Origin of the sequence: Streptomyces azureus (assembly GCF_001270025.1) — a bacterium.
GTDB classification, from domain to species: domain Bacteria; phylum Actinomycetota; class Actinomycetes; order Streptomycetales; family Streptomycetaceae; genus Streptomyces; species Streptomyces azureus.
Map to the genome: position 1 here is coordinate 1 of NZ_DF968255.1, position 22181 is coordinate 22181.

Annotated in this window: 17 protein-coding genes and 4 pseudogenes; 7 read left to right on the forward strand and 14 right to left on the reverse strand. The window is 67.7% G+C overall.

Annotation, left to right across the window (positions count from 1 at the left end; translation table 11 throughout):
- Positions 1–191 precede the first annotated feature (191 nt).
- Complete coding sequence (locus AOQ53_RS14695; protein WP_148640322.1) at positions 192–1622, reverse strand: WD40/YVTN/BNR-like repeat-containing protein; 1431 nt, start codon at positions 1620–1622, stop codon at positions 192–194.
- A 624-nt stretch (positions 1623–2246) separates the two neighbouring features.
- Between AOQ53_RS14695 and AOQ53_RS14700 the strand changes: the two genes are divergently transcribed.
- The 4 genes and pseudogenes from AOQ53_RS14700 (at position 2247) to AOQ53_RS46215 (ending at position 6085) form a co-directional block, all read left to right on the forward strand.
- Entirely contained in the window at positions 2247–3716 is a 1470-nt protein-coding gene (locus AOQ53_RS14700; RefSeq protein WP_148640323.1) for a hypothetical protein, read from the forward strand.
- Between the two features lie 167 nt (positions 3717–3883).
- Positions 3884–4147, forward strand: a pseudogene (locus AOQ53_RS47710) (helix-turn-helix domain-containing protein); the annotation flags it as partial.
- Between the two features lie 104 nt (positions 4148–4251).
- Positions 4252–4524 (forward strand): hypothetical protein, encoded by a 273-nt coding sequence (locus AOQ53_RS46210; RefSeq protein ID WP_167745714.1) that lies wholly within the window; start codon positions 4252–4254, stop codon positions 4522–4524.
- A 301-nt stretch (positions 4525–4825) separates the two neighbouring features.
- Positions 4826–6085, forward strand: a complete 1260-nt coding sequence (locus AOQ53_RS46215) for an MFS transporter (RefSeq protein ID WP_059417498.1) — start codon at positions 4826–4828, stop codon at positions 6083–6085.
- Between the two features lie 85 nt (positions 6086–6170).
- Here AOQ53_RS46215 and AOQ53_RS40975 read toward each other — a convergent pair.
- From AOQ53_RS40975 to AOQ53_RS14735, 7 genes and pseudogenes are all read right to left on the reverse strand, one after another.
- Positions 6171–6991 (reverse strand): annotated as a pseudogene (locus tag AOQ53_RS40975) (IS701 family transposase); the annotation flags it as partial.
- A gap of 82 nt (positions 6992–7073) precedes the next feature.
- The gene (locus AOQ53_RS14710; RefSeq protein ID WP_059417499.1) at positions 7074–7568 is read right to left on the reverse strand and encodes a GNAT family N-acetyltransferase; all 495 of its coding nucleotides are present in this window, start codon (positions 7566–7568) and stop codon (positions 7074–7076) included.
- A gap of 117 nt (positions 7569–7685) precedes the next feature.
- Positions 7686–8617 (reverse strand): annotated as a pseudogene (locus AOQ53_RS42830) (IS5 family transposase).
- A 58-nt stretch (positions 8618–8675) separates the two neighbouring features.
- On the reverse strand, positions 8676–8975 hold the full coding sequence (locus AOQ53_RS14720) for a VOC family protein (RefSeq protein ID WP_063888893.1): 300 nt from the start codon (positions 8973–8975) through the stop codon (positions 8676–8678).
- A gap of 174 nt (positions 8976–9149) precedes the next feature.
- Positions 9150–9584 (reverse strand): VOC family protein, encoded by a 435-nt coding sequence (locus AOQ53_RS14725; protein ID WP_236711695.1) that lies wholly within the window; start codon positions 9582–9584, stop codon positions 9150–9152.
- Positions 9585–10039: 455 nt separating this feature from the next.
- Positions 10040–11191: a ParB/RepB/Spo0J family partition protein gene (locus tag AOQ53_RS14730; RefSeq protein ID WP_059417500.1), complete on the reverse strand. Its 1152-nt coding sequence runs from the start codon at positions 11189–11191 to the stop codon at positions 10040–10042.
- Positions 11188–12453 (reverse strand): ParA family protein, encoded by a 1266-nt coding sequence (locus AOQ53_RS14735; RefSeq protein WP_059417541.1) that lies wholly within the window; start codon positions 12451–12453, stop codon positions 11188–11190. The genes AOQ53_RS14730 and AOQ53_RS14735 overlap by 4 nt, the downstream gene beginning before the upstream one ends.
- Before the next feature lie 877 nt (positions 12454–13330).
- Here AOQ53_RS14735 and AOQ53_RS14740 point away from each other — a divergent pair.
- Positions 13331–14209, forward strand: a complete 879-nt coding sequence (locus tag AOQ53_RS14740; protein WP_236711696.1) for a YwqG family protein — start codon at positions 13331–13333, stop codon at positions 14207–14209.
- Positions 14210–14636: 427 nt separating this feature from the next.
- On the opposite strand, the gene AOQ53_RS14745 is transcribed toward AOQ53_RS14740, so the two are convergent.
- The 5 genes from AOQ53_RS14745 to AOQ53_RS40990 all read right to left on the reverse strand — a co-directional run bounded on the left by AOQ53_RS14745 (position 14637) and on the right by AOQ53_RS40990 (position 19135).
- The gene (locus AOQ53_RS14745) at positions 14637–14948 is read right to left on the reverse strand and encodes a hypothetical protein (protein ID WP_148640324.1); all 312 of its coding nucleotides are present in this window, start codon (positions 14946–14948) and stop codon (positions 14637–14639) included.
- 299 nt (positions 14949–15247) lie between these two features.
- The gene (locus AOQ53_RS47385; RefSeq protein ID WP_059417545.1) at positions 15248–15886 is read right to left on the reverse strand and encodes an NUDIX hydrolase; all 639 of its coding nucleotides are present in this window, start codon (positions 15884–15886) and stop codon (positions 15248–15250) included.
- 1234 nt (positions 15887–17120) lie between these two features.
- Positions 17121–18242 (reverse strand): IS630 family transposase, encoded by a 1122-nt coding sequence (locus AOQ53_RS14760; RefSeq protein ID WP_059417503.1) that lies wholly within the window; start codon positions 18240–18242, stop codon positions 17121–17123.
- 73 nt (positions 18243–18315) lie between these two features.
- Positions 18316–18684 carry a RidA family protein gene (locus tag AOQ53_RS14765; protein WP_201785075.1) on the reverse strand — a complete coding sequence of 123 codons (369 nt, stop codon included), beginning with the start codon at positions 18682–18684 and terminating at the stop codon, positions 18316–18318.
- A 250-nt stretch (positions 18685–18934) separates the two neighbouring features.
- On the reverse strand, positions 18935–19135 hold the full coding sequence (locus AOQ53_RS40990; RefSeq protein WP_078945310.1) for a type II toxin-antitoxin system VapB family antitoxin: 201 nt from the start codon (positions 19133–19135) through the stop codon (positions 18935–18937).
- 728 nt (positions 19136–19863) lie between these two features.
- Here AOQ53_RS40990 and AOQ53_RS14775 point away from each other — a divergent pair.
- Positions 19864–20091 carry a hypothetical protein gene (locus tag AOQ53_RS14775; RefSeq protein ID WP_059417506.1) on the forward strand — a complete coding sequence of 76 codons (228 nt, stop codon included), beginning with the start codon at positions 19864–19866 and terminating at the stop codon, positions 20089–20091.
- Between the two features lie 338 nt (positions 20092–20429).
- Positions 20430–20728 (forward strand): annotated as a pseudogene (locus AOQ53_RS41000) (IS630 family transposase); the annotation flags it as partial.
- Positions 20729–20759: 31 nt separating this feature from the next.
- On the opposite strand, the gene AOQ53_RS14780 reads toward AOQ53_RS41000, so the two are convergent.
- Positions 20760–21080 carry an antibiotic biosynthesis monooxygenase family protein gene (locus AOQ53_RS14780; RefSeq protein WP_059417547.1) on the reverse strand — a complete coding sequence of 107 codons (321 nt, stop codon included), beginning with the start codon at positions 21078–21080 and terminating at the stop codon, positions 20760–20762.
- Positions 21081–22181: the final 1101 nt, after the last annotated feature.

Consider the following 22181-nt stretch of genomic DNA (forward strand, 5'->3'; position numbering starts at 1 on the left):
CGCTGCTGCCGAAGCATGAGCGGCGGTTCCGGCATCCGGGACGCAAGCGGATCGATGACCGCAAGACGGATAGATCACGAACCGGACTGGAGTACCAAGGATGAGCCCTCGTTGCGTCCGGCAGTTGGGGGCCCAGCGTTGAAGCGCAGACCACCTGGGCAAGTACGTCGTGAAGTTGTGCGCGACACCCTCTACGACATCCCGACGTAGGCCGAGGAAGATCCGGTCTGCCCAACGTGCCAGCGATGCCTCAAGCCGGGCCAGCCCGCGTGGGACGAGTGCGCCAACCCGTGCACAGGCGAGGTCGGCGGCAGCTGACGGTGAACCTCAGCCGCATGTACGCATCGAGCAACTTCCCCGCCGACGACCAGACGCCGCAGAACGTACGCGGCTGCACGCCCTCGGTGTCGACCGCCGTCGAGTGCGTGGTGACGGTGCTCAGTCGGAGCCCACGGTGAACTCCTGCCAGTGGTTCCGTCGGTGGATATCCGGTAGTGCCCGTTGCCGTAGCTGCCGGCCCACAGCCAGCCGATCGGGGTGCTGATGACGGACCCTGCCGCGCCGTGCGAGTCGCCGGCCCGCTGGAACGTCCTGGCGCGGTCGGTGCTGCGCCATACTCCCCTCTCTCCGTACACCGTGAGGCTGCCGTCGTCGGCCGCGACGACGTCGCCGAGCGACGAGAGCGGCTCAACGCCCCTGCGGTAGGTCCATAGGCGGGTCCAGGTGTGGCCGCCGTCGGTGCTGGTATGGAGCGCGCGGAGGCCGTTCTTCACCTCTTCCTGGACGGGGAGCTGGCCGGTCTGCTGCGCGTACAGACCGCCCCTTCCGGCAACGACCTGGAAACCCCACCCCTCCTTCGCGGCGCCCGGCATATCGGTCAGCTGCCAGGTGCGGCCGCGGTCCTCGCTCCTTGCCTGTGTCGGCAGGCCGGATTCGGGGTCCTCGCCGGACACGAAGAGCACGTTACGCGCCACGTCGCCGCTCGGGGTGAGGACGCCCTTCAGCGGCGGCTGCCGCTCCAGCACACGGTGTTCGCCGGTGTCCGGCATCACGACGAGCAGTCGGTTGCGCGCGCAGGTGTTGGCGGGGTCGGACGCGTCCAGTTCCACGCACTCGTCGACGAGGAGGGCACCCACGGGGACCGTCGCCGTGGTGCCCTGCGGCTTCTGGGTGCCGGGTGTCCAGGTACGGCCGCCGTCGCGGGTGAACCAGGTGGGGCCCGGTCGGGTCCAGTCCTCGTGCTGGTCGATGATGACGGCGCGGCCCGCCCCCAGGACATGGAGCCCCGCGGTGATGCCCAAGTCGCCCATGACATCCGGCAACGGGGACTCGGCCAGGCGCCACTTCCCCGCGTCCTTGTCCAGCACGGCGACATGCTGACGGCAGCGCTCGTCGGTGCACTCGGCAAGGAGGGCGAAGCCGGAGCCGTCCGCGGCGAAGCCGAGGCTGTGGGACCAGCCCGGGAGGCCTACGGCCGATGGTATGCGCGGTGGTTGAACGGCGTTTTGGCCGGGCTTCACGGAGTTACCCGCGGACCCGCCCGCCGGTTCGGCGACGCACGCGGTCAGGAGCAGGACTGCGGCGACAGCCCCGAGCAGCGCCCTCAGCACGTGACCTCTCATGGATCCCCCGATCTGCGGTCGCTGGCAGCCACTTGCTACATCTGGTACACCGCAGACCAGGTCCGGGTTCCACTCCTCGCCGAACTATTTGCTCAGGCGCCCGAACCGCCGTAGCGCCAGCGGGAAGAGCACCGCGAGCAGCGCCAGCCCAAGAGGCCCTGTTCTCTGGACCCCGCTCAACCTCGCCGTGACCTCACACCACGCGCCCGGCTCCCCCACCCCACACACTTCCGCCCGCGCAGAACCGACACCGACCACCGTGCCGGCCGCGCAGCCCTCGGAAGGATCAGAAGTGCCGTCTCAAGACAGTGGGGCGGAGTGGGGTACACCGCCCCATGACAGGCGTACCTGCTACAGAGACCGCCCCACGGCAGTGACCTCGCTGCTTCGGGTGGCCAGTCGGCGACGAATCCGTCCTCACTCTGCTGCTCGGCGGTGCTGGCTTCCTCCTGCGCTTCTCGCCCGCGGGGCGGCGCTTGACAAGACCGGCGCGCACCCCAGCCGTGCGTGCGGGTCCTGACGCGGGCCCGCCCTGACCAACGACAAGCCGCCCCGGTCTAGTTGGAGCTGCGGGAATCAGTCATCGGCATGGCCATCGGCGTGCAGGCGATGCATCATGGAACGATGAGGTTCCGTCGGTGGCGCGCCCAGGAACGCGGCCAGGACGTGCTGGCTGCTGCGCTCTACGAGGGCAACAGCCGGGCCCGTGAGCGAATCGACCGGTGGTGGGCGGCCGGCGGGACCCACCGCGACGAGGTCTGGCGCGGCGCGTGGTTCCTGCTGACAGCGGCGCACTTCAGGTTCGGCAACCACGAGCAGCCGGAGCGGGTCGTTCCGGTGCTGGAGTTCCTGCTCGAGGCCGACCCCACGTCCCCGTACCGGCCGCAGGTCCGGCTGACCGCCTGTCTCCCGCAGACCGCCGCCGACGCGCCGAACGGCGTGTACATGGGCGATCCGGAAGTTCCGCGGCTTGTCGAAGCCGCGCTGAGGTTCCCCGATCCCAGCTTGCGCCAACGGTTGGCCGACCTGTTGTCCGTCACCGACCAGCCCGGCCTGCTGGACGCCCTGGAAACCGCCTTCCGGCCGCGTGCGCGGCCGGGCCCGACCTACACCGGCGCGGCACCGCCCGGCCATGAGACCCGGTGCGACCTGTGGCTTGGGGGCGAGCCGAATTCGTTCCTGAAGATCGTCTGCGCCAACCCAAACCTGCCTCGGCCGCCCGCTCAGCCCGACGACATCGACCTGTCTTTGCTCGCGCTTCTGAAGGACCGGCCCGATCTGCTGCCGGCATTTGAACAGGGCGCCCTGGCCGTGCGGCTGCTGGAGTATCTCGGCACCTGGCTGCCGAAACAGGTCCACGACCGGTGCCGCCGCGCGTTGCGTGACCTGTCGGCCCGTGAGGGTGTCACGGCGGTGTGTGAACAGGCCATGCTCGGTGACGCCGAGGCGATTGCCGCGGCCCGCGACGCCGGGTACCGGCCGGCCAGCCCCGCCTGGACACCCCTCTTCCTGCTGCTCACCCGGCAGTTCTCGGCCTATCGCGAGGCCGATCCGAACGGGCGGGTCCTGCAGCTGATGTGCTCCATCGACGGGTTGAGGATCGGGGAAGACGTCATCATCGACCGGATCCTGGCAATCCTGGACACGGACCTGCCGGACGACGTGGCCGCAGCCGTACGGCGGTCCCTGCGCGACCTCGGTCCCCTGAGCGACGCCTCGGTCGAGAACCTCGGACGCCGGGGTATGCGAAGGACCATTCTGGCCCGCGCGATCAAGCTCGAGCCGGAGGCGGTCGCGGCCGTGGTCGACGCGGGCTACCTGCCCGAAGACGACGACCAGGAGCTGCTCCCGCTGCTCTTCCTCACCGAGCAGTTCGAGCGGTACGACCGCGAAGACCCGAACGGCACAGGGCTACGCGCCGTCCTCGCCGGGAAGCGTTACCGGTACGAGCACGAGCATTTCCGGACTGTCGCGGAGCGGGCGGGACGCCCAGATCCCTGGCCGCCCGAGGAGCCGTCGCCGTCGGGTGACCGGACGTCGATCCGGCACGCCACCACTTGGCCGAGCAGCTTCGGCGTCGGCGGCCACTTCTGAGCCGGAGGTTCCGGCATCGGCACATCATGCCGATCCGCCCGATGGCCTCGCCGTTGCGGGGGCCGGAACCGTCGCCGCCCCAGTGCTCTGACCGCATAGGTTCACCGGGTTGGCGGTCGCGACGGTTGAATGTGGGATGACGTCCGATCCGACTGCTTGAGGCGCTGCTGGCCGAGCCTGTCCGTGTGCGCGCACTGACCGACCAGGAGGGGCGGAAGCTGCAGCAGATCGTGCGCCGGGGCAGCACCGACTCGGTGCGCTACCGGCGCGCGATGATGCTGCTGGCCTCGGCCGGCGGAAACCGCGTGCCAGTGATCGCCCAGCTGGTGCAGGCCGACGAGGACACTGGCCGGGATGCAATCCGCCGGTTCAACGAGGTCGGCCTGGCCTGCCTGGACCCTCAATGGGCGGGAGGTCGTCCCTGCCAACTGTGGGCAGTGCGGTCAGGGTGGCGACCGTACGGCGGCACGCTTCCTCGCTGTCGCCGTCGCGGTGGGAGCAGACGGCGGCGTCGATGTGCAGCAGAGTTCGCGTCATGGTGCTGGTCGGCGCGGACAGCTCCAGGGCGCGCTGCTGGCTGGACCGGATCGAGGAGGCCCTGGACCGCTTCCCCGACCGGGTCTTCGCCTTCGACGAACAGCTGCTCGTCATCACGGTCCATCCGTTCAGCCTTGCAGCCGCCACTGACAGCGTGCTCCTGCCCGGGTCAGCTGCAAAAGCGTGCCGCCGCCGGCCTTCTGCTCGGGCACGGCCTGGTCCTGCTTCTGGTGCTCCGGTGCGGGCTGTTGGGGTTGGCGTTCGGCGGTGATGGCCCGCTGCTTGCAGTCGTCGCACAGGCGCCGGTGGGTCTCCCGTGGGGCGCCCCAGTCGGTGCGGTCGATCGCCTTACACCTCGTTCTTGTGGAGGGCTTGACGGGTTGCCGACTGACGCCGCACCCGCTGGCGTGAACCAGCCACCTTCTTGGCGCGAACCTGCCATCGCGGCCGGCGGGTGTTCCGGCGCATCTACGCTCGGTTCCATCGGCGTGATCCACGCAGATCTCCGCAGGTGTGCCACGGCGCCGGGCCGATCGCGGCTCGACCGAGACCGGGCCGGGACGGAGCTGACAATGACCGGTACCCATCCGGACCGAGCCGGCGGCCGGGGCCCGGGAATCATCGCGGTACTCGGTGCGTTCGTTCTCAACGGCGCGCTGCTTGGCTCGTGGGCCCCTCGGGTGCCGGCGCTGGCCGCGCAGATCGGTGCGGACGAGGGTGCGCTGGGGCTGTCCCTGCTCGGTGCCAGCGTAGGTATGATCGCCGCTTCGATTCTCGCCGGTCGGCTGTGCGCGGCGTTCGGCGCTCGCGTCGTGATGACGGTGTCCGGCGTTGCCGGGTCCGCAATGCTTCCGGCTCTGGGACTGGCGAGGTCGCCCGCGACGCTCGGCCTGCTGCTGATCGTCCTCGGCGCAATGGTCGGCGTGATGGACGTGGCGATGAACGTGTCCGGCGTGACAGCGACCCGGCGGACCGGCCGGGCGATCATGCCGCTGTTCCACGCGGCCTTCAGTTTCGGCACGCTGGCCGGTTCGGTCGGCGCTGCGGTCGCGGCCGGACAAGGGTTGGCACCGAGCCGTCATTTTGTCATCGTCGCGGTGATCTGCGGCGGCGTCACCGTCGGCATCGCCCGCTGGATTCCCGTCGAGGAACTACTGAGGGTGCCCGCAGAGAGCGGGCGCGCCGGGCGGGCACCGTTCAGGCGACCGGCGCTGTGGCTGCTCGGCGGCGTGGCACTGTGTGCCTCGATAGCCGAAGGAGCGGCCGCGGACTGGTCGGCGCTGTTCGGTGTGCAGGAGCGCGGTCTCAGCGAGGCCACCGGCGCCCTGATCTACTCGTGCTTCTCGATCACCATGGCGTGCACCCGCTTGTGCGGTGAGGCGATCCAGCGTCGTTGGGGCGCACCGCGGATGCTCATCGGGGGTGCGGCGATCGGTGGGCTGGGGCTGGCCACCGCGGTCATGGCGCCGTCGCCGGCGCTCACCTTCGCCGGCTTCGCTGTCGCTGGTGTCGGTTTGGCGTACGCGTCTCCCGTCGTCATGGAGTTGAGTGGCGAGGCCGGGCGACGGACCGATGGGGGCGGTGGTGAGCGCGAGGTTGCGTTTGCGACAACCATTGCCTACAGCGGGTTCTTGCTCGGCCCTCCGATGGTGGGCGGGGTCGCCGAGTTGACCAGCCTGCCGGTCGCGCTTGGCGCTGTCGCGGTGCTCGTGTTGTTGATCGGCCCGCTGACTCTGGCCGCGGGTACTTTCCGGCGCCGGGAGTTGTCGTCGGCCGAGGAGTCAGCGGCGAACCCCGCCCGGGGCAGAGCGATCCGGCGCAAAATGGGCTGAGCCCGCCGCCACGGTCGTGGGTGCGGGGGTTCGTCAGGATGTGCGAGCGCTGCGTCGTCGTGGAGTGCGTCCGCGTGTACGGGCGTATGACGGCCCAGTCGTAGAAGCGGTGCCCCTTGGTGCCGGCCCCGGCCGACAGCTTCTGCCAGGCCCGTTTGGGCACCTTCGCGGCCAGGGCATCCGCGCGGAACTTCCCCGCGCCGGTGGTGGCTTCATGTGAGCAGGCGACGGCGAGCACGTAGCCGACCTGGCGCTCATCCAGCGCGGAGCGCAGCTTTGGGTTGCCGCCGTAGACCTCGTCTGCCGCGACCCAGCAGGCGCGGTGCCCGTCATCGAGAAATCGGCCGATCATGCGGGCGGCCGGCTCCGGCTTGGTCGCGAAGACGGTGTCCTCGTCCAGGCCCGCGGCTCGGCAACGATCTGGGACGCGCGTCCAGGAGTGCCGTATGTACAGCTCTCGGTCCACTTCCGCGTGCCAGCGCAGTCCCGCGTAGAGGAGGTAGACAGCGACTTGCGCGTTGTCGATCCTCCCGGCGGTGCCGGTGTACTGGCGCTGGACGCCGACGGTGTGCGTGCCCTTCTTCATGTCCCCGGTCTCGTCGACCACCAGCACTGCACCCTCGTCGTGCAGATGCTCCAGGTCGTACTCGCGCACTCATCGCGCACGGCGTCGGCATCCCATCGGGCCCGGCCGAGCAGGTGCTGCATGCCGTCCGGGGTGGCCTCTCCGGCCCACTCGGCGATGTTCCAGCAGTTTTTGCGTGGCAGGTCCGACAGCAGCCCCAGCATCAGATCCCGTACCCGACGCCGGGGTTCGCCCCGGGGGAACCGTTCGGCTATCCGGCTCTTCAGACCCTCGAACGCTCCTGCCAGCGGGCAGTGGCCCACGCCGCGACCTGCGGCCATCGCAAGATCGTTGGTCTTCACACACCGGTTATCAGCGGTGGCCGCAGCCTTCCCGCAGCCGACCCACGAGCAAGATCAAGGTCTATGGCTGGAGGTCGCGCTGGTACCAGGTGCCTGACTTGCCGCCGAGATCGGCCGGGCTGGCAGGGCCAACCGGGACGAACCCGGCCTTGGCCAAGACTTTCTGGGACGCGGCGTTGTCGTGGGAGGTGGCCGCCCGCAGTGTGCGCAGGCCGTGCCTCGCGGTCGCAATCCGGCACAGCTCCCGGACGGTCGCGGTCGCCACGCCGTGGCCGGCGACCTGCTCCGCGACCCGGTAGCCGAGTCTGGCAGTGCCGTCCTCCAAGTCGTACAGGTTGAACCTGCCGAGCACCGAGCCGTCCTCGGCGACGAGCACGTAGAAGGCGCAGATGCCGGCCTCCTGCTCGGCCAACAAGGCGTTGTACCGGTCGGTGAACTGGTCGAAGAAGTCGTCACCGCGGTCGGAGATCGAGGCAGCGAAGTAAGTGCGGTTCGCCAGCTCGAAGGCCAGAACCGCCGGGGCATGGCCGGCATGCAGCCGCTTCAGCTCGGGCATTGCCCGACCCTACCCAAAGCGTGCGCTGAGGCCACCTGAGTTTCCGCAGCGGCAGACAGCCCCAAGACCAGAGCACATAACGATCTATGGCTGGAGTACTAGAAGCTGTCCGGCCGATCACGTGCGAAGCCAGATGACCAGGGCGGCGGCGGTTACTGTGCCGAGGTAGACGTAGCCGCGCTTGTCGTAACGGGTGGCCACGGCTCGTGCGTTCTTGAGCCGGTTGATGGCCCGTTCGACGGTGTTTCGTTTCTTGTAGTGGTCTTAGTCGAAGCCGGGTGGCCGTCCGCCGCGTGAGCCTTTGCGTAGGCGGGCGGCCTGGCTATCGGTCTTCTCCGGGATGGTGTGCCGGATGCCGCGGCGGCGCAGATACTCACGACATGGCCCGTTGCTGTAAGCCTTGTCCGCCGCCAGGCTGTCCGGGTTCTTGCGAGGTCTGCCCGGCCCGGTCCGCAGGACGCGGATCTTCTCCAGTACCGGTTTGAACTGGGTGCAGTCCGCCCGCTGTCCTGGCGTGACGAGCAAGGGCAACGGGCGGCAGTGGCCGTCAGCACTCAGGTGGAGCTTGGTGGTGAACCCGCCGCGCGAGCGGCCCAGACCCTCGCCTCCAGCACCACCTCCATCAGGCGGGCGTGAAGGCTCTGCCACGGCGTTTCGCCCTGGTGTTCTGGCTGCTAGGCCCCCTTTGAAGGGAAGGGCGGCGGCGGGTCGGTGCAGGCGCCTGCCGCATGATGGTGGGCGCGGACGATGGTGGAGTCGACGGAGATGTCCCAGTCGATCTCTCCGGCTGCGTCAGCCTCGGCTTGGACCTGCTGTAACAGGCGTTACCAGGTTCCGTCTGCGGACCACAGCCGGTGTCGTTCGTAGACGGTCTTCCATGGGCCGAACCGTTCAGGCAGGCCACGCCACTGAACGCCGGTCCGCACTCGATGCAGAATCCCGTCGATCACCTGCCGGTGGTCTCGCCACCTGCCACAACGCCTGTTGCTGATCGGCAGGAACGGCCGAAGCCGTTCCCACTCGATATCTGTCAGATCACCCCGCCCCATGTCCACATCAACGACCCGGACAAGGAGCAGTCACATAACCGCTCGGACAAGTCCTAGCTCAGGGGCCGACGTACTCGTACACGCCCCCGTGAGGGTGTCGCAGCACCGCTCGGTGACCGTTGAGGGTGGGCTGCGCAGGCATTAACACCGTGGCGCCGGCGGCGACCGCTTCGTCGACGGCTGCGGCCAGATCTGCGACCGTCAGGGTGGTGCTCACCCCGGCGACCCTCTGCACTGCCTCGTCCGGACCGCAGAACAGCAGGAAGGGCCCGACACTCGCCAGATGCACACCGGCGAAGGCGAAGCGGTCGGCCGTGCGGCCCGTCAGTCGCTCGTAAAAGGGGATGGCCGCGTCCAGGTCGTCAACGCGCTGTTCGTGCGATCACCGAGTCGATCTTCATCGGCATGCTGGAACTCCTCGTCTGCGTTGGGGGCTTCGTCCAACACTGTCAGGCTTGTCGCCATCATCGTTTCGACCCGGTGTGGCAGACCCGGCCCAGGGCCGCGCCTGCCACACCGGGTCTACGAACGGTCAGCCGTCGTCACGGCCTGCGCGGCTGCGCTCGCGCAGCGAGATGCGGTTGCCGTCCGGGTCCACCGTCTCGATGCGGACGCCGAAGCCGTAGTCCACTGGCTCCGGCTCGTCGAAGGTCACACCCCGGTCGCGGAACACCTTGAAGTCCGCGCGCAGGTCGTCCGACTCGAGGATGACCGGGCCGGGCGTTGCGCCTGGCTCGGCCGGCTGGCCCGCGGCCGGGGCGTGCGCCCACAGGAGGATCTCGACGGGACTGCCGGGGACGCCCACGGTGAGGAAACGCCCGCCAGGGTTCGGGAAGTCGATGCGCTTCTCCAGGCCCAGCTGCTCGGTGTAGAACCGCAGCGCGCGGTCCTGGTCGGTGACGTACAGCGTCACGTACATGACGTTGGTCAGCATGGAGTGGTCCTTCCATCTGTCGGTCTCTTTCATCTCCCTGACGGTCCTCGGCAGGAGAAGGTGACGGATGGACGGAGGAAATCTGCCGACCGACGGCTTCGATGCTTACTGCTGGGGTCGCAGGCCGAGGCCGATGACGCCATCCAATAAGCCTCACGGCGCTCCACCTGGGCGGCGTTCCTTGAGACCATCACCTCCGCCGCCCTGGTCATCTGGCTTCGCACGTGATCGGCCGGACAGCTCCTAGTGTCCCGGCAGGCAACGTTCGCCCCGTCGCGACGTCTCCCCGACCGCGCATGGCCGGACCGTGACAGGTCCGGCCCGCACACGCGGGGCGTGCGGGCCGGAGTCACCGTGAGGAAGCACCCCGTCGCCCAGGTCGCGGGCGTGCCTTCGCCACAGTTGGGATGGCCAGCGGCAGTTGTCGAGGCAGCCGGTAGGCGCATCACCGCGATGGGAACGGCGCCGGGATCGGTATCGATTATCCGTCAGCCAGTTCGTGCTGCGGCTTGCTCAGCGAAGGATCGCGCCAGCTCACCAGCCCGCGCTGGGTCCCTGTCGAGTGCCTTGCTGTTCAGCAGTTCCAGGAGCGTGAAGAAGGCGTCGTCGGTCTGCACCCTCACGTCCAGCAGCAAGGCGAGTTCCCCGGGCCTGTCGAACGGCACCCGACGGGCTTGCTGTTCCAGGCTCGCGTTTTTGCCCTTCGGCGAGCGGGAGTCAGCACGGGGCTCGGGGATTGAGTCTGCTGGTGCCGGACTCTGCGACGGCTCCCCGTCCCGCCTTGGCGACTCGTCCTGGCTGTTGGTTGACGAGTCCTCTTCCGTGGAGCCGGTGATTACGCCGTAATCACCGGCAGGCCGGCCCGGGGTGTCTTCCTCGCGGGCAGGAGTTGTCTTGTGTGTCGCATGGCGCTTTGATGTGCGCGCCGCCTCTTCCTTTGCCGCGCGCTCCGCCTTGAGCTCTTCCAGGGCGGTTTCCTGCTGTTCTACGGGCTTGTTGCCGACCGCGCGCAGCAGATCGATGGGGTCCTCACCGATGCGGGCCTGGAGTTCAGGACTCAGGTTGAGTAGAGCGAGGCGCTGGGAGATCCAGCCCTGGGAGCGGTGGAGGCGTTTGGCGAGGGCTCGCTGGCTGCCGTGAATTTCCAGGAGGCGCTGCAGAGCGCGGGCTTCGTCGAGTTCTTCGAGGTCTTGCCGGTGGACGTTGGCGACGAGGGCGGATTCGAGGAGTTCTTCGGGGGTGGAGCCCTGGTCGTCGCTGACCATGACCTTGAGCGTGTCGAGGCCGGCCTCACGGGCAGCGGCGAGGCGGCTGCTGCCGTCCACGACGACGTGGGTGGTGTCCGGCTCGAGGTCGGCTTCGCGTTCCGGGTTGGCCTGGATGTAGGCGTCGCGGTTCATGACCGTGATGGCCTGCTTCTGGCCGTGGGTCTTCAGACTGCCCGCGAGGTCGGTGAGGTCGCCGAGGTCGGACCGGGGGTTGTCCGGGTTGAGGCTGATCCGATGGACGGGGAGTTCTGCGGGCGGGGCGATGCCCTCCGTGGGGACGCCCGTGGCGGCAGCGACGGCCTGGCGGCGTGCGCTGACCGGGCGCACTCCCCCGCCGAACCGGCCGGAGCCCAGCTGGTCGGCCTTGCTCACGAGACCTCCCTTGCCAGGGCACGCATGCCGACGGCCTGCTGTGACTTGGGCGCGTAGGACAGCAGGGGTTTCTTCACGCGGACTGCTTCCTTCTGTTCCTTGAGGTCTCCGATGAGTCCCACAACCCTTGGATCCTTTATGTCCACCCACCCCTGGAGGGAGGAGGTTGCGATGTATCCGCGTCGGGAGTCGTAGAGGTTGACGACGATGCCGAGGTAGTCGATGTCGACTTGGAGGTCGCCGCGCAGGTCGTCGATCTGGGTGGTGAGCAGTTCGTAGGCATCGGCGGAGCTGTCCTCGGCTTGGACGACGATGAGGGCCCCGGACTGTCCGGGCTTCTCGCCGTCGCGACGCCGGCCGTAGTAGGCGGCGGCGTCCATGCTGAGGCCCAGGCTGGGTGGGCAGTCGACGATGATTACGTCGTAATCAGCTTCGAGTGGGGCAAGGGCCCTCTCGAGCGCGGCTTCCCGAGCCCGTACGGCGGACAGGCGTACGTCGAGCAGGAAGGCGTCGTTGCAGGCGGGCAGGAGGTGGAGGCGGCCGCCGAAGGTGTCGTCGTCGACGGAGACGATGAGGTCGCGCAGGTCGCCCTTGGGGTCGCCAGCCATGTGGTTGGTGAGGCTGTCGCCGTTCAACGGCAGCGGGCTGCCGCCCAGCTGGTTGGTGAGGTGGCACTGCGGGTCGAAGTCGACGAGGAGCACCCGTAGCCCGAGGCCGGGCAGGTTCTCGATGTCGAGCGGGTCGGCTCCCGCTTCAGGTTCGTCGTTGTGCGTCTCGCTCGCGCGCAGCGCCTTGGTGAGGGCTTTGGCGACGCGTACGGGGTGCAGCCTGTTGGGGTCTTCGGCCAGCGCCTCGCCAAGTCCGGCGGTAATAGCGGTCTTGCCGACTCCGCCCTTCTGGTTGCAGACGACGATTCGGCGGGTGATCGCGGGTCGCTCGATGTCCGGGGCGGGGTTGGCGTCGAGCCACAACTGGACGGACTGGGCCAGGCCCTGGATCAGGGAGACACGCCGGTCGGTTGCGATCTGCCGGAACTCTTCCCACTGCCCGGGGGGCAGGAAGGTGGAGAAGGAGTCGGCGCCGGCGGTGTCGACGGTATCGGGGGTGGAGGCGAGGCTGCACCAGTCGGTGATGCCTTGTTCGACTGCGGCCTGGATCTCGATGCCGTGCTGGGCGGCTCTGACTTTGAGGTTCTGCCGGAGCCATCCCGGCAGCTTGGAGACGACCTTCTCGCGGTCGCTGGAGGTGGCTGGCGAACTCATGAAGGACACCATACTAACGTCGTAGATCATCTACATCACTGACACGTTAGTTAGACCAACTTGATGAGCCGCAAGCACTCCCCCGGCTGATTACGCCGTAATCACTCGACCGAGAAACTGAGCAAGTAGCAGCGCAGGCCAGCAGTCGGCGCAGCAGTGTGACGCCCGGCTGGGCGAGGTGCGCGACTCACCGGGCGAGAGCTGAACCACGCACAGGCCCGTACTCCCCCAGGCGGTTCACACGGCGCGCAGCGTTTGCCGCAACCGGGTGCTGCGGCTCACGGCATCCCGCGTCACGGTCCCGCCTTAGCCCGCGCGGCAGTGCCGGTGGCCATGGCGGGCGCGTCGCGTGGGTGCAAAAAGAAAGACGGGGACTGCGCACCGGGCACGGTCGCCGACGTCAGATCCGACACCAACGTCCGCCCGACTCGCAGCCGCAGGGAGAGGTCCGGAGTGCGGGCTCAGTGGAAGAACGCTTACACGTCACTACTCGCGGTACGCGATGTACTCGTCTCCCTGTACGCAGAGGCGTGATCCGTGATCCTTTGCGCATGCTGGTTCCGATCGCCCATGACAAGGTCGAGCTGATCGAGGTTGTCCGCATCGTCCATCCAATAAGGCACCTCAGCGCGGACGACTTGACCGGGGGCTACGGCCTGGCCGCCGGATCATGTGACCGGTCGGCGCTGTCTCGTTGGGGGCGGGGCCTTGTCGATGTCGACCCATCACGCAGGGGCTGCGCCGACGCAGAACTCGTTGCCCTCCGGGTCGGCCATCACGACATGGTGCCCGTCGACTCACAACGGCAGTGCCCGCTCCCCGACCGTTGCGGGCTTCAGATCGCGCGGCGACGGAGCACCTGTCAGTGGTGCCTTGCATGATCAGGCACATGACTCATGGATCTCCCGAAGTTCTGCGCTCCCTCGCTTCCCAGCACCTGCCGACCGACGTTGCCGAGCAGTGGTTGGAGCTGTTGCGACCGTCTGTACAACTCGGTGCAGCTACGGGCTCGGACAGCGTGGCCGGTCATCTCGGCGGTCGGCCGAAGCTTGCGACTGGTGTGGACTGGCCCGTGTGGGAGGGACACGGGCCCCTCTCGTTCATTGCGTCGATCGACTGCGCTGCGCTTCCCTCCCAGACACTGGATATCGACCTGCCAAAGTCGGGGACTCTGTTGTTCTTCTACTTCGACGGTCAGGTCGACGGGGGCGAGGCTCTTGTGCTGGTAGAGGACCGGGACAGCTGGGCCGGCGCTCGCGTGCTCTACGTACCGGAAGACGCAGATGTGCCGGATCGGGAAACGCCGGGGGAGCTCCAGCCGTATCCGCTGGTGCCGCTGACAGCGCGGGTGGAGATGACTGCGGGCGAGCCCTGGCATCCGCGTATCCGGGAAGTCTTCGCACCGGGTGCTCCGCTCGGGCAGCGCTACGACCATCCCGTATGCACTCAGGAGTTCCTCGACGCGCTGTGGGAGTTCGACGACACAGTGGGCCATCAGGTCGGCGGCTATGCGCACCCGGTTCAGAACCCGGTGGAGATAGAGATCGCAGAAGCTGTGCTGGAAGGGAAGGTGTCCTGGGAGGATCCCCAGCTGTCGGACGAGACGGGGAGCTGGGTGCTGCTGGCGCAGTTCGACAGTGAGGATGCCGCGGGCATGATGTGGGGTGACTGCGGTGCGTTGTACTGGCTGATCCGTCCGAAAGACCTGACCGATCGGCGCTTTGACCGGGCGATGTTCACCTGGCAATGCAGCTGACGTCCACAGCACCACCTCCTGAGTGTTCGGCAGCCGTCCTCCTGGACCTCGTCAGGCACGACGTCGGGTCGACCGTCAATCGTTGATGCGCCGTGGGCAGGGGCTAACAGCAGCCGCCGTGCAGGCTCATTGGTCGTACCATATTTAGTGGGGCTCTTCGCTCCCCCGGTTGATTACGGCGTAATCACCTCACCCGCGGCAAGGCATCCACCGGGAGTGATTACGACGTAATCACTCTCCCGGCCAAGGACTGCCCTTCCGACGGCGACAGCCTCACCTCCGAGCGCGCTCTGAGTACGCGGGCGTCGGTGCATGGGAAGGGTGCAGCCGGTGGTGGGGCTCATCCCAGTACTCCGGCTGCGCCCTGCTTTACTGAGCCTCAACCCGGGATCGCATTGGTGCTTCCGACGGGCAGCGAGGAGAACGATCAAACCTTGCAGGCCTTGAGGCCGTCGAACGCGGAGATCGGGTAGGGCGGATAGAAGGTGCGCTCCTGGCCAGGCGTGTACTTCTTGCATGAGCTGTCGGGCCCGTACGACCAGATGGCCTTGCGGCCCACCGTGACCGAGCAGGTGCTCCACGTCGGGGCGGGCTTGCCGATGCCTTGGTAGGTATGCCTGACACAGTCCCAAGCGGCGGCTGCGGGCGACGCTGTGGCCATCCCAAGGCCCACACTGGACATCAGGATGGTTCCGACGGAGAGTGCCGCGCGGGTCCGCATCGAACGGGTCTTCCTCATGTTCTTGTTCCCTCAGTGTCGACTCGCAGTGCATGACTGGGGCCGACGATCTCAGGAGCGGGAAACGTACGGAACCTGAAGAGTTATAGGGCGCGATCGTGGAGCGAGGGCAAAAGGCAGTCCCAGGTGATCGAGTCGATCTCGGCGAGCTTCGGAGGTACGTACGGCACCGGGGGAGTCTCGACGGGGGAGGCTTCACCCGACTCGCTACCGTCGGCCTTCGCCACCTCGGCGCGAACCCGGCAGGCCGTCGTCGCCCCAGGGCTGATGCGTTCTCACTTGGCGAGACACCGCGCGACTCAGCTAGCAGCCGCTGCGGACTCCTTGCCATGCCTCCTGGCCCGGGCATGCTGCAACTTGCGCGTGAAGCGGTGCATGTGAGGGTCGAGGAGGTCGTCCGGCTCCTCGAGCACCTGCTCGTCGGTCAGCCACCGGATTGCGTTGAACTCGCTGTGGTCATAGGAGGTGATGGTGTGGGCACCCGCATTGAGGAGATACCAAAGCGAGACGTCGGTGTGCGCGCGCTGCCCCTGGGTTCGGGTGACGGTGAGGAAGAGTGGCTGCTCGCCGGTGATCGGTGATGCCACGGCTTCGATGCCCAGTTCCTCGCGGCATTCGCGGACCACTGCGGCCCAAGGGTCCTCGCCCGGCTCAACGTGTCCTCCGGCCGGCAGCCACAGGCCCGCCTTGCGGTGGGCCACGAGCAGCAGCTGCCCACGCGTGTCGTCGAGGACGACGAAGTAGCTCACCAAGTGCTTCGCCGGAACGTCCGGCTTGCGCACTCGGTAGAGCGGGGCTCCGCTGGCGATCCACTGCCTGGTGGCATCCAGATGAGTGCGCTCCAGGTAGTCCCAGGGTTCGATCGCACCGACCAGCGACAGAAGATGGCCACGCGGCTGATCGTCGGGGGCGATAAGCAAGTGGTCAGTTGAGGTCACTTGCGCATGCTGGCAGAGGCCACTGACAATCACCCTCAAGCTCCGGCTCGTGAACCGGCAGCAATCGGCGTGCTCAGGTGAAGGTTCTGCCGCGTGCCAATAGCAGGTGCGTCTCCCGTGCCGCGTGCCGCGTGCCGCGTGCCGCGTGCCGCGTGCCAACAGCATGGTGCGTCTCCCGCCTGATCGCTACCGGAGCCGTCTATAACTACTCGCGTCGCCATGCTGCGCTCGCCTCCGTCTCCAGGGCTTGGTGGGCTGGGGCGTCCGGGGCCACGGGCCTATGCGCGGCGATGCTCGCCGTCATGCCCAACTCCTGCAGGGCCTTCTTCAGTTCTCCCCTGAGTCTCCGATGAGCGGTTCAAGCCCTGTGCGGCCCAACTGACGTGGCGCGCCCGGCGATCAATACAGGCGTGTTACCGCGCACCCTGGCGGGCCTTGTGCATCGGCCGGGCGTGATTACGCCGTAATCACTCGTAGGACAAGCCAAGCAAGGAGCAGCGCGGGGGAGGACCAGTCGGTAGGCCGACCACCGCTTCTGTGGTCAGCCGGCCAGTGGCTGTCATCCGGTCTTCCTGCGCGGAGTCGATCCTGCTGCCCCGAACCAGCGCTCCGTCGACCAGGCCGGGCCTGTCTCGCGCGGCCAGGACGGGGGCTTCGAGCATGTCGGCGACGTGTTCCAGGTAGGTGACCAGTGTGTCCGGCTCGTCGGTGGAGCCTTCGTTGTAGCGGACCAGCGGCCCAGGTAACCGGTCGTCGCGTCCAGGTACTGGCCCGAGGTCCGGTCAGCCACGCTGTAGGAGACAACTGGGATCCGCGGTGATGGCGGTGGGGCCCACTCCGGCGCGGAGAGTAGCGTGGGAGTCGGGGCATTTGTGCCGGAGCCAGTGGGTGATGCGCTGCCGGACGTCGACAACTTCCCGTGCGATGGCCGCCGCCTCGACAGCGGGATCGGCAGACTCGTGTCGGCCCTGATCCTGACCCTGACCCTGATCCGAGGCCTGGGCCTGGTCCTGGCCCTGGGCCTGGGCCTCTGCCGGGAATGCGGCGGCGCGTGCCGGGCCTACGTACCGCATCTCGATCCGGTCAGGTTCGCGGATGTATCCGATGGCCAGAGCGGGGCAGTCCTCCGAACGGGTCACCGTCGACCGTCGCGGTGAGGTTGCCGGGCGATCCGAAGGCTCGCCCATGTCCGCTTCGTCGGCTAGTGCTGTGACCGCATAGGTTCGCCGGGTTGTCATGCTGCTTCGGTGATGGGGTGTCCTCCCCAGCGGACGCCTTTCTCACTGCGGATTCGGGCCCGCTCGCGTCTCTGGGCGGCCGGTACCGCTGGGTGGCGGGCGTTGGCGTTGCGCCAGCGCAGGTATCGGTGCAGCTCACGGGTCTGGACAGTGTGGTTGGGGTGCTCGGAGTTGGCGAGGGTGAACTGCCGCAGCGGCCCGAAGTGGGCCTCGATGGGGTTGGCCCAGGAGGCGTTGGTCGGGGTGAAGCAGAGCTTGACCTTGTTCTTCTTTGCCCAGCAGCGGATCTTGTCGCCGGTGTGGGCGGAGAGGTTGTCCAGTATCACGTAGATTGGGGCGCCGTCGGGGCGGGCGGCACGGATCGACTTCAGGGCCGCCCAGCTGTTGACGGTGCCTTTGCGGCGGTGGTTGACACCCCAGAGGGTGTCGTCGCCGATCGAATAGCAGCCGTGGAAGTAGGTCACGCCGTGGGTGCGGTGGTAGGTCGCCGACACCCGGCCCGGGCGGCTGCGCTCGGCCCAGCAGGACCCTGCCGTGGGGCGGATGCCCAGCGGGCCGAACTCATCGAAGGCAAAGACGCGGTCAGGGCAGTGCTCGATGACGTGCTCGATCCGGTCGAGCTTGGCGTCCCGCTCGGGATCGGTGGACTCCTTCCAGGTCTTGGTGCGCTGGAAGGTCACCCCGCGGCGGGCGAGCAGGCACCGCAGCGCCTCGCGGCCGATGCGGATCGTGCGGCCGTGGACGCGGCGCAGGTAGGCGGAGAGTTTGCGCAGTGACCAGCGAGTGAAGGGCTGGCCGAGCTTGCGCGGGCGGGTGGTGGCCGTCTGGATGACGAAGTCCTCGTCGTCACGACTGAGCAGGCGGGGACGGCCTCCCGCCCACTGAGGGTCCAGACAGGCCAGCCCGATCTCGTTGAAGCGGTGGATCACGTCCCGGACGGTGTCCTCGTCGGCCTGCACAAGTTGGGCGATCACCGGTACCCGGTTCCCGCCAGCCGAAGCCAAAATCATCATCGCCCGCCGGTAGCGCACCGAACTGGTGCTGCCTCGGCGCACGATCTGCTGCAGCCGTTGTCCCTCCTGGTCGGTCAGCCTGCGGACCTTCACCGGCTCTGCCACCGCGTCTCCATGCGCCCGATCGGATGTGTCCCTCTATCCAATCGGGCCCTGAAGGAGGCCGGGAAGCCGACGCTCAGGCCGCCGCGACCGCTTCGATCTCCAGCAACCAAGCCTCGTCGTAGATGCCGGTGATGATGATGGTCAGGGCGGGAGCATGGTCTCCCAGGACTTCATGGCGGATCTGTGCGTTGGCCTCCCGGTAGCGCCGGTCGGACAGGAACACGGTGACCTTCGCCAAATTACGCACAGTCATGTCCGCTGCTTCCAGCACGGACAGTACGTTGCGCCAGGCCAGGCGGCACTGGCCGTCGAAGTCATCCGGGACGTGACCATCGTTGTCCTCCGGGATCTGGCCGCTGATGAACAGCAGCCGTGTGGCGTCGGTGACCAAAGCGCCCTGGCCGTAGGACCGTTGCTGTGGATCGATCGTGGTGATCTGCACGGCAGGCACGATAGGCGGGTTGGTTGTACGGGGCGAACGGGTTTCCACACGGCCCGCCCCAACGCAACCAAAGGTTCGATGCTCAACCGGATCTGCAACCCGGTAAACCTTCCTGGTCACAGCACTAGTGCCGCTTCAGGCAACGTTCGCCCTGTCGACGACGACGCGTAGGCGCCGGTCGTCGCCGTGGCGGATTCGCCACAGCCGGCCGGGCGCGTGCCAACGGAGCTGGAGCGACGTCTCGCAGTGGTCAGCCTTGAGGCTCCTGCGGTTTGACCTCGACCTCGCGCAGGCTCTGCTCTTTGAGCTCGGTGCGCGCCTCGGTGCGGTGTCCACGGGCGATGTAGTCGCGCACGACTGCTTCGACGGCGTCCTGGGGCGAGCCGACCCCGGCCAGGACCATCACTTCCACTACCAGTTCGGCATCGAGACTGATGTTGACCTTGGCCACGAGCGGCCCCCCTTCGTCGGTCCGGGACTCTAACAGCCCAGTGACTCGTTCCCGCTGAGGTTCAATGGCACAAGACAACAACAGGGCGAACGTTGCTTGATACGGCACAAGCTGGCCAGCCAGAACCTTCAGTGCGTAGGGAACGCCGGCCCCCAACTGGGTGGAGGTATCGCGTACATGCGAGGGGAAACCGACGTTCAGGGCCTGACTCTCCTTGCTGGTCGGGGGGATGGGCGGTGTCCCTCCCACACTAGGGTCGCCTGAGCCCACCCGACGGGTGGTGCGGGCGTTGATGGGGGAGACAAGCGCACCGGGGCTGCCAGGCCCAAAGGCCAGGGGCCGCCCGGGCGTCAGAGGGCGGGGGAGTGGGAGTTGCCCATGTCGGCTCACCGGCTGGGTGGTGCTCGTCGTGGGCGGCGAAGTGGTGCTGCTGGAGCTGGGCGGTTGGCCGTGTGGCCGCTCATGCCCGCTCGATTGCGCGGCGCTGGTGGTTCTCGTCCGTCGGCTTCATCGGGCGGGGTTGCTGTTCGCGGATCGACTGCGGCCAGAGGAGGGCAGGCGGCCACCGGCCCGACGGGGGACCAGGTGGCCGTGTGGTGGAACACCGTCTGGGTCGCGTCTGGGTCACGAGGTGAGGTAGAGGCCCCACGCCCAGCAGTCAGGGCGGTTGCTGGGACAGGTGTGTAGTTTTGCTGGCTGTTCGATTGCGGGCGTAAGGAGAGACTTCGGTGGACGTGGTGCGCGTCATGGAGGCGCTGGCCGGGCAGGGGGTCACCGTGTCGTTCAAGGCTGATGCCGAGCGCATGCGCGAGGGCGTGAAGCCGTGGACGTTCGTGGCGAGCGGAGCTCCGTTCCGCGAAGATCTCCTGGTTCGCACGGACGCCGTTTCCGTCGAGGCCTGCCTGGATGTCTGCTTGCCCCGACTGCGTGAATTTGGCCTGGTCATCCCGGAGTAAGAGGGCGAGGCCTTATGCGGCGGCGGTTCGCCTCAAGCCCTCCCGGCGGGGACGGGAAGACCTGTGCTTCCTCGTAGCGCTCGCCGTTTTGCAGGCAGTGGTAGAGCTAGTGCTGTGACCGCATAGGTTCGCCGGGTTGGCGGTTGGAACGGTTGGATGGGCGGTGACGTCGCTTCCCGACCGCTGGGGGTGGGTGTGGTGGCCGAGCCTGTGCGGGTGCGCCGACTGACCGATCAGGAAGGGCAGAAGCTGCGGCAGATTGTGCGCCGGGGCAGTACCGGTGCGCTATCGCCGGGCGATGATGGTGCTGGCGTCTGTCGGCGGGAACCGCCCACACCGGTCAGGACATCCGCCGCTGGGCGAAGGAGAACGAGTTCGAGCTGTGCTTCACCCCGACCTATGCCTCCTGGGCCAACCCGATCGAGGCGCACTTCGGCCCGCTGCGGCAGTTCACCCTGGCCAACTCCCACCACCGCAGCCATCCCGCGCAGACCCGAGCCCTGCACCGCTACTGCGCTGGCGGAACGCCAACGCCCGCCACCCCGACGTCCTCACCGCCCAGCGCAAGGAACGCGCCCGCATCCGCAGCGAGAAGAACATCCGCTGGGGCGGCAGACCACAACAGACAGCGGCCTGAACACAGAACTGGTAAACCGTCCGGCCACAACCTACGGCCGGTGTACGGAGACGACCTCGTACGGTACGAGGTCGAGCGTCGCGATCTTCAGTACTTGCTCCATACACGCCCGCACGTCGGCGTCTTCGCGCGCGGCCGCCAGATCCGCTTGCGAGCGCCACTGGTTGTAGTTGGCCACTCGAGTGCCCTCAAGACCCCGGTGAATATTGGCCTGCACATAGCCAGGCTGCTTCGGCATGACCTCCCGCGCCATGTACTGGAGCAGCTCGATGAGACGTTGCTGATTCTCTGGCGCGACGGTGAAGACATTGATGTAAGTGACCAGGTCGCCACCCGTACTGATCTCAGTCATGCTCAATATCTCCTCGCAGGCCCGGTGAGACATGGTGTCTGTCACAGGAAGCAACAAGGATCGGCACCGCGTTTCTTCCAGGTCATGGCACTGCGCAACACGCCTGCCTGAACAAGGAAGTTCGGCACCCATGACCTTCCGCATACCAAGCTTGGGGAGCACCGGCCGAGCCTCTGTGCGCTGCGACGGTGGCCCGTCCTGGTTCTGGGAGGATCTGCAGGTGAGGGGCTGCCGAGCTTACGCAAGCGAGTCGCGGCCACCTGGGCAACGAAGTCCCGTGGTTACGACTGTGCAGGCGGGGACGGTCTCCCGCCCTCAGAAGGTCCAGGCAGGCCAGGCCGATTTCATCCGAGCGCCCTGCAGACCGGGAAGCAAACACCAACGCGGTGAACCAATCCGGTCACAGCACTAGCCGACCATGCGGTCGAACAGGTTACGAGGGGGGAGGCGTGCCAGTCGCCGTGCTTGTCGCGTCCTTGGCGGTAGTGGCTCTTGGCCCCGGGTGACGCGGCGCGGTGATGCGCTCCTCTTGGTGATTACGTCGTAATCACTGCTGTGCTCTGCGGCTCGTCGCCCCCCCAACAGAGCTCCCGGCATCTCTGAGCCACCGGTGATTACGCCGTAATCACCCCACACGCCAGCAGCAGACGTAAGGCGTCTGGTCCGCCCTCACCAGCGAGTCCCGCCTCTCACCCTTCGCCGTCGAGAGCCTCGGCGGCATCTGCCTGTTCATTTTGCGTCTGCCGGTGGGGCGCCGGGGCGGCCGGACTCGGGGTCGACGGCCGCCCCGGGCCATCACTGGGCGATGGTGTTCGCGTCAGCCGTGTCAGCCTTCGCCGACTGGGCGGCGCTGGCTGCGACTTCGGCGTGCGCTGCTGGACGTACTCGGTGGCCGCGCCATCGGCCAGAAGCGTTTTGATCAGGTCGGCCTGGCAGGCCATGCCGGCGAAGAGCCCTTGTGGAAGCGGCAGGAGTCCTGGGCTTCGGCGCAGGCCTCGCGGTCCTCCCGGGACTGGTCGTCGTACCGCGGTTTCCGGACCGGGGAGCTCCGGCGTCGCCGGGCGGGTGGGAGCGGGGGAGAGGGAGCTGCGGGTGAACAGG

Coding starts and splice junctions, on each gene's coding strand:
- AOQ53_RS14695 (WP_148640322.1), bottom strand. CDS start 1,622: ATGAGAGGTCACGTGCTGAGGGCGCTGCTCGGGGCTGTCGCCGCAGTC.
- AOQ53_RS14700 (WP_148640323.1), top strand. CDS start 2,247: ATGAGGTTCCGTCGGTGGCGCGCCCAGGAACGCGGCCAGGACGTGCTG.
- AOQ53_RS46210 (WP_167745714.1), top strand. CDS start 4,252: ATGGTGCTGGTCGGCGCGGACAGCTCCAGGGCGCGCTGCTGGCTGGAC.
- AOQ53_RS46215 (WP_059417498.1), top strand. CDS start 4,826: ATGACCGGTACCCATCCGGACCGAGCCGGCGGCCGGGGCCCGGGAATC.
- AOQ53_RS14710 (WP_059417499.1), bottom strand. CDS start 7,568: ATGCCCGAGCTGAAGCGGCTGCATGCCGGCCATGCCCCGGCGGTTCTG.
- AOQ53_RS14725 (WP_236711695.1), bottom strand. CDS start 9,584: ATGAAAGAGACCGACAGATGGAAGGACCACTCCATGCTGACCAACGTC.
- AOQ53_RS14735 (WP_059417541.1), bottom strand. CDS start 12,453: ATGAGTTCGCCAGCCACCTCCAGCGACCGCGAGAAGGTCGTCTCCAAG.
- AOQ53_RS14740 (WP_236711696.1), top strand. CDS start 13,331: ATGATCAGGCACATGACTCATGGATCTCCCGAAGTTCTGCGCTCCCTC.
- AOQ53_RS14745 (WP_148640324.1), bottom strand. CDS start 14,948: ATGAGGAAGACCCGTTCGATGCGGACCCGCGCGGCACTCTCCGTCGGA.
- AOQ53_RS14780 (WP_059417547.1), bottom strand. CDS start 21,080: ATGACTGAGATCAGTACGGGTGGCGACCTGGTCACTTACATCAATGTC.